General features: G+C 40.7%; 18 protein-coding genes. All 18 read right to left on the bottom strand.

Features of this window, described 5'->3' with window-relative positions:
• Positions 1 to 37: 37 nt before the first annotated feature.
• A complete protein-coding gene (locus tag JK629_RS08160) occupies positions 38 to 2,116 on the bottom strand; it encodes an alpha-ketoacid dehydrogenase subunit alpha/beta (protein WP_202335170.1) in 2,079 nt (692 codons plus the stop codon).
• A gap of 78 nt (positions 2,117 to 2,194) precedes the next feature.
• Positions 2,195 to 3,481 carry a dihydrolipoamide acetyltransferase family protein gene (locus JK629_RS08155; protein WP_202335169.1) on the bottom strand — a complete coding sequence of 429 codons (1,287 nt, stop codon included), beginning with the start codon at positions 3,479 to 3,481 and terminating at the stop codon, positions 2,195 to 2,197.
• A gap of 108 nt (positions 3,482 to 3,589) precedes the next feature.
• Entirely contained in the window at positions 3,590 to 4,189 is a 600-nt protein-coding gene (locus JK629_RS08150; protein ID WP_202335168.1) for an acyltransferase, read from the bottom strand.
• A 53-nt stretch (positions 4,190 to 4,242) separates the two neighbouring features.
• A complete protein-coding gene (locus tag JK629_RS08145; RefSeq protein WP_237460056.1) occupies positions 4,243 to 4,575 on the bottom strand; it encodes a four helix bundle protein in 333 nt (110 codons plus the stop codon).
• A gap of 138 nt (positions 4,576 to 4,713) precedes the next feature.
• Positions 4,714 to 5,466 (bottom strand): enoyl-CoA hydratase/isomerase family protein, encoded by a 753-nt coding sequence (locus JK629_RS08140; RefSeq protein ID WP_202335166.1) that lies wholly within the window; start codon positions 5,464 to 5,466, stop codon positions 4,714 to 4,716.
• A 71-nt stretch (positions 5,467 to 5,537) separates the two neighbouring features.
• On the bottom strand, positions 5,538 to 8,069 hold the full coding sequence (paaZ, locus tag JK629_RS08135) for a phenylacetic acid degradation bifunctional protein PaaZ (protein ID WP_202335165.1): 2,532 nt from the start codon (positions 8,067 to 8,069) through the stop codon (positions 5,538 to 5,540).
• 2 nt (positions 8,070 to 8,071) lie between these two features.
• A complete protein-coding gene (gene pcaF, locus JK629_RS08130) occupies positions 8,072 to 9,283 on the bottom strand; it encodes a 3-oxoadipyl-CoA thiolase (protein ID WP_202335164.1) in 1,212 nt (403 codons plus the stop codon).
• Between the two features lie 80 nt (positions 9,284 to 9,363).
• The gene (gene ypfJ / locus JK629_RS08125) at positions 9,364 to 10,221 is read right to left on the bottom strand and encodes a KPN_02809 family neutral zinc metallopeptidase (protein WP_202335163.1); all 858 of its coding nucleotides are present in this window, start codon (positions 10,219 to 10,221) and stop codon (positions 9,364 to 9,366) included.
• 18 nt (positions 10,222 to 10,239) lie between these two features.
• Complete coding sequence (locus JK629_RS08120; protein ID WP_202335162.1) at positions 10,240 to 10,650, bottom strand: PaaI family thioesterase; 411 nt, start codon at positions 10,648 to 10,650, stop codon at positions 10,240 to 10,242.
• 72 nt (positions 10,651 to 10,722) lie between these two features.
• Positions 10,723 to 11,094: a four helix bundle protein gene (locus tag JK629_RS08115; RefSeq protein ID WP_202335161.1), complete on the bottom strand. Its 372-nt coding sequence runs from the start codon at positions 11,092 to 11,094 to the stop codon at positions 10,723 to 10,725.
• A 55-nt stretch (positions 11,095 to 11,149) separates the two neighbouring features.
• Positions 11,150 to 12,340 (bottom strand): 3-hydroxyacyl-CoA dehydrogenase NAD-binding domain-containing protein, encoded by a 1,191-nt coding sequence (locus JK629_RS08110; protein ID WP_202335160.1) that lies wholly within the window; start codon positions 12,338 to 12,340, stop codon positions 11,150 to 11,152.
• Positions 12,341 to 13,123 (bottom strand): enoyl-CoA hydratase-related protein, encoded by a 783-nt coding sequence (locus JK629_RS08105; RefSeq protein WP_202335159.1) that lies wholly within the window; start codon positions 13,121 to 13,123, stop codon positions 12,341 to 12,343. It lies immediately after the preceding gene.
• 51 nt (positions 13,124 to 13,174) lie between these two features.
• A complete protein-coding gene (paaD, locus tag JK629_RS08100; RefSeq protein ID WP_202338024.1) occupies positions 13,175 to 13,678 on the bottom strand; it encodes a 1,2-phenylacetyl-CoA epoxidase subunit PaaD in 504 nt (167 codons plus the stop codon).
• Positions 13,679 to 13,770: 92 nt separating this feature from the next.
• Positions 13,771 to 14,526: a 1,2-phenylacetyl-CoA epoxidase subunit PaaC gene (paaC, locus tag JK629_RS08095; protein ID WP_202335158.1), complete on the bottom strand. Its 756-nt coding sequence runs from the start codon at positions 14,524 to 14,526 to the stop codon at positions 13,771 to 13,773.
• Between the two features lie 13 nt (positions 14,527 to 14,539).
• A complete protein-coding gene (locus JK629_RS08090) occupies positions 14,540 to 14,914 on the bottom strand; it encodes a four helix bundle protein (protein ID WP_202335157.1) in 375 nt (124 codons plus the stop codon).
• Between the two features lie 34 nt (positions 14,915 to 14,948).
• Positions 14,949 to 15,233 carry a 1,2-phenylacetyl-CoA epoxidase subunit PaaB gene (paaB, locus tag JK629_RS08085; protein ID WP_202335156.1) on the bottom strand — a complete coding sequence of 95 codons (285 nt, stop codon included), beginning with the start codon at positions 15,231 to 15,233 and terminating at the stop codon, positions 14,949 to 14,951.
• 43 nt (positions 15,234 to 15,276) lie between these two features.
• The gene (locus tag JK629_RS08080; protein ID WP_202335155.1) at positions 15,277 to 15,630 is read right to left on the bottom strand and encodes a four helix bundle protein; all 354 of its coding nucleotides are present in this window, start codon (positions 15,628 to 15,630) and stop codon (positions 15,277 to 15,279) included.
• 45 nt (positions 15,631 to 15,675) lie between these two features.
• Entirely contained in the window at positions 15,676 to 16,632 is a 957-nt protein-coding gene (gene paaA, locus JK629_RS08075; RefSeq protein WP_202335154.1) for a 1,2-phenylacetyl-CoA epoxidase subunit PaaA, read from the bottom strand.
• Positions 16,633 to 16,641: the final 9 nt, after the last annotated feature.

Genomic DNA, 16,641 nt, shown 5'->3' with positions numbered 1-16,641 from the left:
ACTAGGGTTAAATTTTACAAACAAAAGATACGGAAAATCAATAGTTCAAAACTTCTAAAATCTTTTTCTTTACTTTTTCTGTAGAAGGAATCATTGTTTCCTCCAAAGTGGAATTTAGCGGGATTGCCGGCATATTTTCAGAACCAATCAACATCACCGGTGCATCCAATTGCTGAAAACATTCTTCTTGAATCTTACCCTGAATCCCTCTGCTGAAGCCATTTTCTGAAGGTTCTTCCGTTACAACCAAACATTTTCCGCATTTTTTTACACTTTTGAAAACCGTTTCATAATCCAAAGGGTGCAGCGTCCGAAGGTCAACAACTTCAATTTTATCCTGCATTCCCAATTCCTCGGAAGCGTTCATCGCCCAATGCACGCCCATTCCATACGTAATAATTGAAAGGGTTTCCTCATCTTCCTGTTTCCAAATTTCCTGCAAGACCCAGGCTTTTCCGAATGGTAAGATGTAATCTTCAGCCGGCATCAGCGAAGTTGCGCCTTTGGTTCCTTTCACTTTGCTCCAATACAAACCTTTGTGCTCAAAAATCACCACCGGATTTGGATCGTAATATGCTGCTTTTAGCAATCCTTTTAAATCTGCACCGTTGCTCGGGTAGGCAATTTTCAATCCGCGAATGTTTGTAACCACACTTTCCACGGAAGATGAATGATACGGTCCACCGCTCCCGTAGGCTCCAATCGGCACACGTAAAATCATTGAAACCGGCCATTTTCCATTGGAAAGATAACAGCTTCGGGAAACTTCAGTAAAAAGTTGGTTCAGCCCGGGCCAAATATAATCGGCAAATTGAACCTCCACAATGGGTTTCAGCCCAACCGCACTCATTCCAACAGTACTTCCCACAATAAACGCCTCTTGAATTGGCGTATTAAAAACGCGATTGTCCCCAAATTTCTGGGCCAAAGTCGCCGCTTCGCGAAACACGCCGCCCAAGCGTCCGCCCACATCCTGTCCATAAAGTAGACACTCTTTGTGTTTTGCCATCAATTCCTCAATGGCAAAAAGGGCGCAATCTACCATTACCACTTTTTCACCGCCTTTTGGGGAACGCTCGCCAACTTCTTCAGTAATTTCCGTTGGTGCAAAATCGTGTGTAAATAAATCTTCCGGCTTTGGATCTTCAGCTTTCAGTGCTTTTTCAAGGGCTTTTGTCACTTCCGCGTAGGCGGAAGTCTCAATCTCATTTAAATCTTTTTCAGAAAAACCATTTTCCAGTAATAATTTCTTCATTTTTGGATACGGATCCCGACTTTTAGCTTCATCCAGATCATCCCTATAAAACTCCATGCGAACCCCGGAAGTATGATGGTTCAAAAGCGGAACTTTGGCGTGCACCAAAAACGGACGACGTTCTTTCCTTATTTTTGAAATTACCTCTTGAATGGTGTTGTAGCTTTCCTCGAAATCGGTTCCATCAATTGAAATAGCTTCCAAACCGTGAAAACCTTTTGCATATTCAAAAGCGTTCTGTGCGCGGGTTTCGGCAGCGTTTGCTGAAATATCCCAACCGTTATCCTGCACTAAATATAAAATTGGCAATTGCTTCAAAGCTGCCATTTGAAAAGCTTCGGCAATTTCCCCTTCGGTTACCGAGGCATCACCTAACGAACAAATCACGATGGGCAATTCTGAATTCTGTGCCGAAGTTTCATTCTTAAATTCTGAATTAAAAGATTCTTTATACCAAAAACCCATCGCCGCGCCAGTCGCCGGAATTGCCTGCATTCCAGTAGCTGAACTTTGGTGTGGGATTTTAGGTTTGTCAGCGTCCTTCAAACTAGGGTGCGAATAATAGGTTCTTCCTCCGGAAAAGGGATCGTCCTTTTTTGCCAAAACCTGTAACATCAATTCATAAGGTTTCATCCCGATGGATAGCAAAATGGAATCATCGCGATAATACGGATATACATAGTCCTGTGGCAAAAGCTGCATTCCCACTGCTGTCTGAATTACTTCATGCCCACGAGAAGTTGCGTGAACATATTTTGAAACTACTTTAAAATTTTCCTCATAAATCTCGGTCATCGCTTTTGCGGTTACTAGATTTTTGAAGGCTTTTTTTAAAATATTATTATCGATTTTTTTTGACATTTTGTTTTGTGAAACAAGAGTCAAGAATCAAGAACCAAGATTTATCCGTCTTGCTTCTTGGCTCTTGATTCTAAAATTTTATATTTTTCTTCCAGTATCAAATTTTTCCATATAATCGGCAATTCTTCTTAAGAAAGAACCCGCCAAATACCCATCAACAATACGATGATCGAAAGAAAGGGATAGGTACATCATTTGTCTGATTTCAATAGTATCGCCTTCTTTTCGCTCCATTACTTCAGCGCGTTTTTTTATTATTCCAGTTGCGAGAATTGCGGCTTCGGGCTGATTTATTATAGGTGTTCCCATCAAACTTCCGAAGGTTCCAACGTTACTTATTGTAAATGTGCTTCCTTTTGTGTCATCACCTTTCAACTTATTGTCACGTGCTTTTACAACAAGTTCGTTTGTGGTTTCAGCTAATTCTTTCAAATTCTTTTTATTAGCATTTTTTACCACGGGAACTATCAAATTTCCCGAAGGGAGCGCCGTTGCCATCCCGATATTTATTTCTTCTTTTACAATGATATTTTTTCCGTCTAATGTGGAATTTATCATTGGGAAATCTGTAATCGCTTGCGCTACACATTCTATAAATAGCGGTGTGAACGTAAGTTTTTCATTGTATTTTTTCTGAAAAGCTTCTTTATTTTTATTTCGCCAATTAACCATTTCGGTCAAGTCTGCCTCTACGTAAGCCGTTACGTGCGGCGAAGTATGCTTGCTGAAAACCATATGGTCTGCAATCATTTGCCGCATACGGTCCATTTCCACGATTTTGCCTGTTCCTTTATCGAATTTTAAATCGGGAATCTGAAATCCCGAAGATTCAGATACCGCCTGTGCAAACTGAAATGGACGCCCACTTTCCAAATAATTTGAAACATCGCTTTTTCGTAAACGGCCCTCTTTTCCTGTTCCGGGAATTCGGGCAAGTTCTTCGTATGAAATGTGATGTTTACGTGCAATTGCATCTACCAAAGGTGAAATAAAAACGTTTTCGTTTACTTTAAAGGATGCTGGCCTCGAAAGTTGTTTTTGCGCTTTTGGTTTTTCAGGAGTTTCGGTTTTGGAAACTTTTTTTTCTGAAGTTTTGCCGATAGATTTTGAAATTCCTTTTTCCCCGGAAAGCTCTAAAATTGCGATTACTTCCCCAACGGGCACCACATCCTTTGCTTTAAATTTATGCTCAAGCATTTTTCCGGAAGCCGGCGCGGACACTTCATTATCCACTTTATCAGTGGCAACTTCCAAAAGAATATCACCTTCCTCAAATGAATCGCCTTCGTTTACCAACCAATTGATAATCGTTCCTTCTGTTATACTTTCGCCCATTTTGGGCATTTTGAATTCTGTTTTTTGCATTTTGTATAAATGTCACACTGAGCGCAGTCGAAGTGCTTTTGTGTACTAATCAAAATATATCTTTCAAATGACCCCTCGACTGCGCTCGGGAGACATCAATCTTTATTCTTAGTTCTTTGCTCTAAATTCTTCCAAAGTTTTATAAAAATCTTCTTGAATCGGTCTATTCTTTGGAATTTCCCGCAACGGCTCCACTTCTCTCAAACTTTCGTGACAATCCGTTGGCAATTGCTGATACAATTTCGTTCCGGCAGTTTTCCAAGCAATCATTTCATCTGAAATATCCTTTATCGCTTTTGCTGGATTGCCAACAATCAATTTTCGGTTTGGAAATTTCTCTTCCGCTTTTACAAAGCTCATTGCGCCAACGATGCATTCATCGCCAATTTCGGCATCATCCATTATTACGCTGTTCATCCCGATTAGGCAATTTCTGCCCAAATTCGCTCCGTGAATGATCGCGCCGTGGCCCACGTGAGCACTTTCTTTCAGCACAATACTTTTCCCCGGAAACATATGTACGGTACAGTTTTCCTGCACATTCACGCCATCCTCCAAAATGATTTCACCCCAATCGCCGCGAATTGCCGCACCGGGACCGATATAGCAGTTTTTTCCAATAATCACATTACCTGTTACCGCCGCCAAAGGATGAACGAAACTGCTTTCGTGAATTACTGGAATATGGCCTTTGAAACTGTAAATCATTCTATTAAATTATATGACAAAAAGATAAATTGACAAAAAGGATTAAAGGATATTTAGTTTAATGTGTTTTTGAAATTTGATATCATTGCTTGCAATTTTTGGATTGTTTGCAGATTTCTATCAAATAACAAATCATCAATATATTTTAAATCATTAGCACAAATCAACTGTGTTTCCCACTCAAAAGTCGATCCCAGTGCCGTTTCCAAATATTGAATAAAATGTTTATCAGAATGTCTTGCTGAACCTTCTGCAATATTGGAGGCAATTGAAACGGCGCATCGTTGCAACTGATTTGAAAGTCCATAAATTTCAGATTTTGGAACTTTTGAAGTTATCATATAAGTTTCACTGACAAGCTTTCTTGCTTCCTGCCAAATTGCCAATTTTCTAAAATTATGCTTTAACGCCATATCACTTCTGTCCCTTTGTCCTTTCGTCCTTTTGTCCTTTCGTCTTTTCGTCTTTTTGTCTTTTTGTCTTTTTGTCTTTTTGTCTTTTTGTCTTTTTGTCTTTTTATAAAATCAACTAAAACTTTTTAATTTCTCCTTGGTAAATTCCGAAAGAACCAACCTCCCTGAAATCACAGCTCTTTCCGCCAAAAGTTTATCCCAATCTTCCGTCCCGCTCCAAAATACTTTTTTCATCTCCTTCATTGCTTCGGGGTTGTAATTACAAAGATTTTCAGCGAATTTTTGAACGGCCTCGTCCAATGCTTCCAAAGAATCAAAAACCTGATTGTACAAGCCTTTTTGACGTGCCCACTCTGCCTCGTAAAAAGAATTTGCGTCAATGGCTATTTGGCTCATCGCGCTCAAACCAAGTTTTCGTTCAACGGCGGGACCAACCACAAATGGGCCGATTCCCACATTCAACTCGCTTAATTTGATTGCGGCAAACTTCGTAGCCATGCAATAATCAGTCGCTGAAGCCACGCCAACACCGCCGCCCACGGTTTTTCCTTGAATTCTTCCAATAATGAATTTTGGGCATTTTCGCATTGCGTTAATCACGATTGCAAATCCGCTGAAAAAAACCTTTCCGGTTTCGGCATCGTTAATATTGATTAACTCATTAAAACTCGCGCCGGCGCAAAAAGTACGGTCTCCTCCACTTTTCAAAATAATCACTTTTACTTCGTCATTATTTCCAGCTTCGGTGATTGTTTTTGCAAGTTTTGCCAGCAAATCTCCCGGCAAACTATTATGGGCCGGATGGAAAAATTCTATGGTTGCAATGTTGTTGTTAATCTCTTGTTTTACGTAGGGTTTGTTCATAAAAATTGTTTCAAGAATCAAGAATCAAGAACCAAGACTTATATTGTCCTGTTTCTTGGCTCTTGGTTCAATTAGTCTAAAAGATTGAATTGCTCAAAATGATGATTCAAATGCTTTCGTTCCAAAAGATACCATTCAAATTTGTTCAATTCGCCAAAAACCACATTTTTGGTTTTGGCATCCGGGTTTTGTTTGAAATATTTTAAATAATCTGCTCGTGCCTCCAACAATTTCTTTTTTGCCGTCTCCAAATCGGGATGCTTAGTTTCAGTGATTTTTGATTCCTTGGCCAGCGGAAAATCGTATTCGCGCGGCATTTTTTCGTAATTGTATAAGGTAGAATGAACTTTTTCCAAGTATTGTTCGGGGGTTGCAATTTCAAAATCCTGAATTTCTCCCGAAGCAATTCGGTAGGTATATTCCAAATGTTCCAACATTTGCTGGGGTGTCATCGTGCCCCATTTCGGTTTTGAATCTTCAGAAAGATTATTCAAATATTTCTGAATTTTTTCTGAAGTCATTTCTTCGAAAACCGTCTGCTTTTTCTGAACCATAGTCAAAATGGTTGCCACGGCCAGCAATTCGCCCTGCTTTTCTTCTTCCGAAGAACTTTCGTCAATATTTGCATCAAAAACCTCAACGTACCATTTTACGATACCGGAAGGCAATTCAGTCCCTTTTTGCTCGCGGTCAATTTTTTGCTTGCAAGTCAACCGAACATAAACCGTGTCGTTGTGATAAATGGGCCGAAGAAACCTGCATTCCTCCAAACCATAATTCGCGGCAACCGGGCCTTTATTTGGGTAAACGAAAAGTCCCGCAGCGGCAGCCAAAATGAAATAGCCGTGGGCAGTGCGCTTTTCAAAAATACTTCCGTCGAGCGAAGTAATATCGGTATGCGCGTAAAAATGATCCCAAGTGAGATTGGCAAAATTGATAATATCGGTATCCGTAATCGTGCGATTGTGTGTTCTGATGGACATTCCCGGCTCGATATCTTCCCAATGATAAGCAAACGGATGCTTTTCAGCCTCTTTATAATCAGCTTTTGGCTGATAAATTCCAGTGATTTCCGTCAATGTTGAAGGTGAACCTTGAATAGCGCAACGCTGCAAATAATGTTTTACGCCGCGAACACCGCCCATTTCCTCGCCGCCACCTGCGCGACCTGGGCCGCCGTGGATTAAATTTGGCAATGGCGAACCGTGACCCGTGCTCTGTTTGGCACTTTCGCGATTTAAAACTAAAATCCTTCCGTGGTGCGTTGCTGTGGAAACGGTATATTCCTTCGCAATTTTATCGTCGTTTGTAACAATGGAACTTACCAAGGAACCTTTGCCCATTTTTGAAAGTTTTATCGCTTCCTGCAAATTTTTATAGGGCATAATCGTGCTCACCGGCCCGAAAGCCTCGGTAATATGTGCTGCTTCATTTTGAAGCGGATTGTCTTCGCGAAGTAAAATGGGTTTTAAATAAGCACCCTTTTTTGAATCGGCTCCCATCACTTCAAAATCCTCAAAGTCGCCGTAAACTATTTTTGCAGTTTGTGTTATTTTTTGAATTTGTTCCTTAACTGTATTGCGCTGGGCATCACTCACTAAAGCACCCATTCGCACTTCTTTTAAACGCGGATCGCCGATGGTTACTTTTTCAAGTTGTTTTCCAAGGGCAATCTGTACATCTTCCACCAAATTTTCTGGAACGATTATTCTTCGAATTGCGGTACATTTTTGTCCGCATTTCACGGTCATTTCATTGCGAACCTCTTTGATAAACAGATCGAATTCCGGAGTTCCGGGAACGGCATCTTCGCCTAAAATAGAAGCATTGAGACTATCAGCTTCCATCGTAAAAGGAACCGATTCTTCAATCAACCGTGGATGTTTTTTCAGAATTTTCCCAGTGCTCGCCGAACCCGTGAACGTAACAACATCCTGCGATTCCACGGTATCGAGAATATTTTTTGCGGTTCCTGAAATGAGTTGCAAAGAACCTTCAGGCAAAATTCCAGAAGCGATGATTTCCTTTACAACCGCTTCGGCCAAATAAGCAGTCTGTGGTGCGGGCAAAACTACGGCTGGCATACCCGCCATCCAGTTTACAGCACATTTTTCCAACATTCCCCAAACGGGAAAATTAAACGCGTTTATGTGAACGGCTACGCCTTCGCGCGGCACCATAATGTGGTGCGCCATAAAACGGCCACCGCGGGAAAGGTCGATAGGATCGCCTTCCACGTGATATGGCTGATTGGGAAATAATTTCCGAAGGGAAGCATTCGCAAACAAATTGCCGAAACCGCCTTCAATATCTATCCAACTGTCAACTTTTGTTGCACCAGTTCTATAACTTATTTCATAAAACTGCTGTTTCTTCTTGGTAAGATGCATCGCGAGTTTCTTCAGCATCAATCCGCGCTCCTGAAACGTCATCTTCCGAAGGGTTTCACCTTTGTCACGACCGTATTGCAGGATTTCAGGAATATCGAGTCCTTCGGTGGTTACGCTTGTAAAATGTTCGCCCGTAACTGAATCGAGAATTGGCGAGCCTTCGCCCTTGCCTTCGGCCCAATTTCCTAATATGTAGTGTTGTGTTTTTTGCATACTTATATATTCACATTTTCAATTATAGCGGCATAGCCTTGCCCAACGCCCACGCACATTGTGATTAGCGCATATTTTTTATTTTGAAGTTGAAGTTCCAAGGCTGCGGAATAAGCTATTCTAGTTCCCGTAACTCCAAGCGGATGGCCGATTGCAATGGAACCCCCATTTGGGTTGATTCGCAGGTCATCGTCTTTCAATCCCCACTCACGGATGCACGCCAATGCTTGTGAAGCAAAGGCTTCATTTAATTCAATTACGTCCATATCTTCCATTTTCAAACCTGCTTTTTCAAGTGCTTTGTTGGAAGCTTCAACGGGACCGATACCCATAATTCGTGGCTCTACCCCCACAACGGCGGAACTTACAATTCTTGCAATGGGTTTCAAATTATATTTTTTTACGGCATCTTCCGAAGCAATAATGGTTGCCGCCGCGCCATCGTTTAAACCTGAAGAATTACCTGCAGTTACGCTTCCATCTTTTTTGAAGGCGGGTCGCAATTTTGCCAAAACTTCTTTGGTGGTATCGGGACGAATGAATTCATCGTCCTTAAAAATTATTGGATCTTTTTTTCGCTGCGGAATTTCCACCGGAACTATTTCTTCCGCCAAACGTCCATTTTGCTGGGCTTTTGCAGCTTTCATTTGTGAATGGTAGGCAAAGATGTCTTGGTCTTCACGATTAATGTTGTGCTTTTCGACCAAATTTTCCGCAGTATTTCCCATGCCATCCGTGCCATACATTTCGGCCATTTTAGGATTTACAAAACGCCACCCAAAACTGGAATCGTACATTTTGGCATCGGTTCCAAAAGCGGAAGATGGTTTTGCGACCACGTAGGGTCCGCGCGTCATATTCTCCACCCCGCCGGAAATAAACAAATCGCCGTCGCCAGCTTTTATCGCCCGATTTGCGTGAATTATTGCTGAAAGTCCGCTACTGCAAAGTCTGTTTACGGTTTCGCCTGGAACTGTTACTGGAAGACCCGCCAAAAGTGAAGCCATTCGCGCAACATTTCTATTATCTTCCCCCGCTTGATTTGCGCAGCCTAGAATTACATCATCGTATGCTTCTTTGGGAATGTTTGGGTTTCTTTTTACAATTTCGGCAATTACCAAAGCGGCCAAATCGTCTGTTCTTACCGCGCTTAGCGTTCCTTGATAACTGCCTATTGGTGTTCTAATTCCGTCTACTATATAAGCTTCTTTCATTTTTTTAATATAATCAATTCTGAGGAAAAACATCCCCCTAACCCCCTTCAAAGGGGGAATAAATTAGTTGCTATTTTGTATTAATTTAAAATTTCCGAAAAGGTATCTCCCTGCCGAATATCTCCGGTATTATACCCTTTCATAAACCATCTTTTTCGTTGTTCTGAAGTTCCGTGGGTAAAACTATCAGGCTGCACACTTCCCTGCATTCGTTTTTGGATGGCATCGTCACCAACAGCATTTGCTGCACTTAAGGCTTCATCTATATCGCCTTCTTCTAAATATTGTTTGTTATAATGGGCAAAAACACCTGCGTAAAAATCTGCCTGAAGTTCCAATGCTACTGAAAGCCTATTGGCTTCACTCCTATTTTGTTGCTGTAGCTTGGTGACTTGTTGCGAAGTTCCGAGCAACGTCTGCACGTGATGCCCAATTTCATGAGCGGTTACATAAGCAATCGCGAAATCGCCACCTTTAGCGCCAAAACGGGTTTGAAGCTCATCAAAAAAAGCCAAATCCATATAGAGTTTGTGGTCCGCCGGACAGTAAAATGGTCCCGTGGCCGAACTCGCATTTCCACAGCCGGTGCTCACGGCGTCGGTAAAAAGCACCATTGTGGGCTTTTCGTAATTACCTAAATTATTTTCAGCAAAAACCTCGCTCCAAACATCCTCGGTATCGGCCAGAACGGTGGCCATAAAATCGCCCATTTTCTTTTCCTCGGCAGTTAGCTCGCGCTGTTCGGTATTCTGCACGGATTGGCTATTGCCCAATTGTTCCACGATTGGCGCCAACTGTTGAGCCGTTTCCCCACCGAAAAAGTTAAGCGCAAGCACCACCAACGTCACCACTATTCCGCCGCCCGCCGCCAATTTGCCCTTGCTCATTCCACGTCGGTCATCGACGTTGCCACTTTGTCTTCTGCCTTGCCATTTCATAGTCTTATAAATTAATTGTTAGTTTTCAGCCCAATCTTTTGAAGTTCTATATACCACTCCTTTAAACAAAGCTACCAATTCCTCGCCTCTTTTTACTTCCACGACATTAAAACCCAATTTATTTCCTACTTTTTCAATCACTGATTCAGCCGTTAAATAATCGCCTTCATTCAAGGCTTCAATATGGTTTATGGAAGTTTCAATGGAAACTGCGTATTTTCCGTGGGTGTTTGCGGCAAAACCGAAAGCGGTGTCCGCCAAACTGTAACTTATTCCCCCATGGGCTTTGTTCATACTGTTCAGCATTTCTTTACGAACGGTCATCGCAACTTTGCACCTTCCCTTTTCCACTTCCAATATTTCGATGCCGAGCCATTGGCTGAAGGCATCCTGACTGAGCATTTTATATGGAATTAGTTCTTGCTTCATAATTTAGCCTTGAGCTGTGAGTCTTGGGCCTTGAGCCTTGAGCCTTGAGCCTTGAGTTAAAGATTACCTATTTTATTTAGAATTTAATTTTCGTCTTAGCGATGAAATCATTTTTCCTAATTCTGTTAAAGATTTCCTATTGTTTTCAAATTCTTCATGAGAAATATATTTTCTTAAATATGCTTTTGAATTCCAAGTTACACACTCGTGGCTTGAATCCCAGGCCATTTTTAAATATCGATTAAAATTAGGGTCTGAACTTCCAGAACCTTCTGAAATATTCGCGGCGATTGAATCTGCAGCCCGACAAAACTGAGAAGATAAACGATACATTTCTTTTTTTGGAAATGATTCCACTAATTTATCCACTACTTCACCAAAAACCATGGCTTTCTGATAAACCAATAAATTTTCAAAACTAAAATGGTATTCACTTTCAAACATATTTCAATGTTTTATAAATTCATCCAACCATAACTCACAACTCATAGCTCATAGCTCATAGCTCATAGCTAAAAAACCTACTACCTGTTTCCTTCATTTTCCGCAACAAGGGCGAACAACGATATCTATCTTCGTGATATTTTTCGTAAAGTTCGTCCATTTTATCAACACACCAATCCATTCCCTTTTCATCGGCCCAAGCCAGCAATCCTTTCGGATAGTTTACACCTTTGGTCATTGCATTATCAATATCATCTGCCGAAGCGATGTTCCAAAAAAGCGCGTCGGCAGCTTCGTTTATTAGCATTATCAGGATTCTGTCGAAAATAGCTTCTTTTGATAATTCATTTTCAGAATTAGTGATTGATTGCGCTCCGACTGACATTTGTCCATTTTCAGAATAATTATAATACCCCTTTCCACTCTTTCTTCCCAAATAACCTGCTTCCGCAAATCGCTTTTGGGTAAATGAAGGTTTGTAGCGCGGATCGTAATAAAAGGCCTCAAAAACAGTTTCGGTAACGGTGTAATTTACATCGTTACCAATAAAATCCATCAATTCGAAAGGCCCCATCCTGAAATTACCGATTTCTTTCATTGCGGAATCTATTTCAGCAACAGATGCGATTCCTTCCTCATAAATGCGAAGTGCTTCACCGTAAAATGGACGGGCAACACGATTTACAATAAATCCCGGAGTATCCTTTGCCACAGCAACGGTTTTGCCCCAGTCCTTAATTGTCTTTACTGAAATATTTAATGTTTCTTCGGAAGTTTGGATAGAAGGGATAACCTCAACCAATTTCATCAAAGGCGCGGGATTGAAAAAGTGAATACCGATGCAACGCTCAGGTTTTTGCAGCGAAGATGCTATGGACGCAATAGAAAGCGACGATGTATTTGACGCAATAATACAATCGGCGCCCACAAATTTTTCCAAAGTGGAAAAAACGTTTTTCTTTATATCGAGATTTTCTACAATGGCTTCAATCGTCAAATCAGAATTTGATAAATCCTTTAAGGAACTCACATATTGAATGTTACTCTGAATACGATCTTTTTCTTCCTGAATGATTTTTCCCTTTTCCACCAAACGATCCATTATTTTTACGAGATCTGTCCTGGCCTTTTCAAGCGCATCCGTTTTGGTATCGTATAATTTTACTGAACATCCGGCGGTTGCGGCCACTTGCGCGATGCCGCTGCCCATTGTTCCTGCGCCAATAATCCCAACGTTTTTGATCATTTAATTTCCTTTAAAATTTGGTTTTCTTTTGTTAACAAACGCATCAACTCCTTCCGCATAGTCCTCACTTTGGGCAGATTCTATCTGGAGTTTGCTTTCCAAATTCAATTGTTCCTCCAAGGAATTCTGCATTGAATTGTTCAACAAACGCTTCGTTAATCCCAATGCTTTTGTTGGCATATTTGCAAGTGTATCCGCAATATTATTTACTTCTTCCGAAAAAATTTCTGAAGAAACCACTTTATAAACCATCCCCAACTTTTCAGCTTCTGCCGCAGAGACTTTATCGCCCAACATCATTAAAGCCGATGCTTTTTGAAACCCAATCAACCGTGGCAAAAAGAAGGTTCCTGCGCTATCCGGAACCAATCCAATTTTGCTGAAGGCTTGAATAAAACTCGCGTTTTCTGAAGAAACAACCACATCGCAAGCTAAAGCAATATTTGCCCCTGCTCCTGCCGCAACGCCATTTACGGCGGCAATTACCGGTTTTTCAATATTTCGAATTCTTTGAATAATGGGATTGTAATGTTCTTCGAGAATTTTTTTGAAACCGGGATTCAGTTCCGGCGATGTGACTTCCTTTAAATCCTGCCCCGCACAGAAAGCTTTTCCACTTCCTGTGATAACAATCGCGCGAACTTCTGGATTTTTTTCACACGCATCCAATTCATTTTGGAGCAGAAGCGCCATCTCGCGATTGAAGCTGTTAAAAACCTCCGGCCGGTTTAGTGTTAGCGTTGCTACTTTATTTTCTATTTGGGTGGTTATACTTTTATTCAAATTTTATATTTTAAAAGACCCTTCGACTGTGCTCAGGGTGACATTTCGTTATTATTTTAAACATTTAAAGTAATCGAACGGTTCCTGGCAATCATCACATTTAAAAAGCGCTTTGCAAGCCGTGGAACCAAATTGGCTGACCAAATGGGTATTTGTGCTTCCGCATTGCGGACATTTCACCAGTTTTTTTTCGCCAAGTAAAACGTCTTTGTCATGCGATTCAGAAAGCGGTCGGGCAATACCGTATTTCTCCATTTTTTGAAGCCCTTCTTCTGAAATCCAATCTGTTGACCAGGCAGGGGAAAGAATTAATTCCACCTCGGCTTTTTTCCCTATTTCCGAAAAAGCCTTTTTTAAATCATCGCCAATTACGTCCATTGCCGGGCATCCAGAATATGTGGGTGTAAGTTTAATTTTTACAATTCCATTTTCTTCAACCGCTTCGCGAATTACACCCAAATCCAAAACAGAAAGCACGGGAATCTCTGGATCTGAAACGGTTTTCAGAACTGGAATCAAATTTTCTTGTATGTTCGGTTTTTCTGTAAGTGTCATCATTATTGAAGATTGTCGATTTTTGATTACAGATTTTTGAAGGTTTTATTCTTTCATCAATCAAAAATCAGAAATCAGCAATCACTAATTTTTTACCATTGCATATTCGGGTACGTTCGTTGCATATATTGCAAATCTGCCAACAAATAGCCCATTTGCTCTGTGTGGATTCCTTCTTTTCCGCCTTTGGTAAAATATTTATTTTCGGGAACTGTTAGGGTTGCTTCCTTTAAAACTTCGGAAACTTCCTCGTAATATTTTTCTTTAAAAGTTGAAACATCAATGCCAATTCCTTCTTTTACAGCCTGCTTTTCAGCTTCTGTCATATAGAAAAGTTCATCGGTAAATCGCCAAAGATCATCAATTGCTTCCTGCATTTTTGCTTTACTTTCCTCAGTTCCATCGCCCAAACGCTTCACCCAATCCGATGAAAAACGTTTGTGATAGCTAACTTCCTTTATTCCTTTTTTGGCGATTGCAGCCAAGGTTTCATCGGGACTGTGCTGCAATTTTTCCATCAACAATAAGTGATAGACATCAAATAAAAATTGGCGCCCCAGAGTATATCCAAAATGGGTATTGGGCTGCTCCACGAGCAAGCAATTGTTATATTCCCTTTCAATTCTTAGGAAAGCGATATCGTCCTCGGTCTTATTTTCTCCGGAAATTTTTGCGGCGTATTGATAGTAACTACGTGTTTGTCCGAGCAAATCCAAAGAAATATTTGTAAGCGCAATGTCGGTTTCCAAACTTGGTCCGTGGCCGCAAAGTTCGCCCAATCGTTGTGCGAGGATTAGGGAATTGTCGGCTATTGTGAGAATGTAATTAAAAATAAAGGAATTAGGCATTTGGGATTAGGAATTATTGGTTTCGTTCTTGAATTTTTTTTCTAAGCGATGAAAGCATTTTTGTTAATTCAGACAGGTACATTCTGTTTTCTTCGTCTTCTTTCTGAGAAATGTAGTTCCTTCTTTTGGCTTTTGTGCTACAAGAGACACATTCATTACAATTATAAATTGAATAGTTAATATGTTTGATAAATTGCGCATCACTTCCTGGATATCCTTCTGAAATATTTAGTGCAATTGAATCGGCAGCTCTTCTAAACTGTGAAGAAAGGGCATATAGTTCATGATTAGGAAATTTCATTACTAAAGTATTAATAACCTCACCGAAATCCATAGCTTTTTGATAAACTTGTAATCCTTCAAATTTAAAATGATAGTTACTTTTCATACTATTTCCTAATGCCAAATCCCTAATGCCATGACTACATGTGTTTCACCTCATCCGGCAAATCATAAAAAGTGGGATGGCGATATACTTTGTCCTGTGCGGGTTCAAACAATTCCCCGTTATCTGCGGGATTTGAGGCAGTAATATGTTTACTTTCTACCACCCAAATACTCACGCCCTCATTTCTGCGGGTGTAAACATCACGTGCATTCTCCAGTGCCATTTCTGCATCAGCCGCATGAAGACTACCAAAATGACGGTGCTCCAGGCCATTTTTACTGCGGACAAATATTTCCCATAGGGGCCAATTTTTCTTCATAATTATAGTATTGAGTAGTTAGTATTGTGTATTGAGCTTTTCATTATTTTTCTAAGGATTTAATTAATGAATAATTCATTTTCTGTACTTCTATCACTTCCTTGAGTATTGGTTCCACCAAAGTCTCTGAAACTAAATTAAGTTTATGGGAAAGTATTAATTGAGTAAAGAGCTCATAGGCCGATCCATTTGCAATACCTATAAAATTTTTAAATTCACCTTTAGAATTTCTTCCTGCACCTTCAGCAATATTTGACGGAACAGAAACAGCACTTCTTCTTATTTGACTTGTAAGTCCGTATTTTTCCTCTTTAGGAAATTGTGAAGATAACTTATAAGTTTCAACCGCAATATCCATTGCCTTTTTCCAAACTTTTAAATCATTTAAAACATTCATATTTATAAGTTTCTTATTACTAATTACTCACTACTAAATACTAAATCAACTCGCTTTTGCTACTTTTTTATTTTCATTCTTTTCAGCATACGCCATTGCCGCATCACGAACCCATTCTCCATTTTCCCAAGCATTAATACGGGCGTTCATACGTTCTTTATTGCACGGGCCGTGGCCTTTCACCACTTGCCAAAATTCATCCCAATCAATTTCGCCGAAATCATAATGGCCGGTTTCTTCATTAAATTTTAAGTCTGGATCTGGAATTGTAAGTCCCAAAAGATCAGCTTGAGGTACAGTCTGGTCTATAAACTGCTGACGAAGTTCGTCATTACTTTTACGTTTCAGTTTCCATTTCATGGATTGCTCTGTATGAACCGACTCCGCATCCGTTGGGCCCAACATCATCAAACTTGGCCACCACCAACGGTTCAGGGCATCCTGCGCCATAGCTTTTTGCTCCTCGGTGCCACGGCAAAGGGTAAGCATAATTTCATAACCTTGTCGTTGGTGGAAACTTTCTTCCTTACACACACGAACCATTGCACGAGCGTAGGGACCAAAAGAAGTATTGCAAAGTGGCACTTGGTTTATAATAGCAGCACCGTCAACCAGCCAACCAATGGCGCCCATATCGGCCCAAGTGATTGTTGGGTAGTTGAATATGGAAGAATATTTCGCCTTGCCGGAATGTAATTGCTCGTAAAGTTCATCCCGCGAAATACCCAAGGTTTCACAGGCGGAATACAGATACAATCCGTGACCAGCTTCATCCTGTACTTTTGCAAGTAATGCAGCCTTTCTGCGCAATGATGGGGCACGGGTAATCCAATTTCCTTCAGGAAGCATCCCAATGATTTCGGAATGCGCGTGTTGGCTTATCTGCCGAATATGGGTTTGCCTGTATTTCTCAGGCATCCAATCCTTCGGCTCTATCTTTTCGTCGCGCGCAATGCGGGCTTCGAAAATTTCCTCTAAATTTTTTATATCTTTTTCAGTCATACTAATATG

This window comes from Aequorivita iocasae, from assembly GCF_016757735.1.
Classification (GTDB): Bacteria; Bacteroidota; Bacteroidia; order Flavobacteriales; family Flavobacteriaceae; genus Aequorivita; species Aequorivita iocasae.
This window is presented reverse-complemented; position numbering and strand designations above follow the sequence as displayed.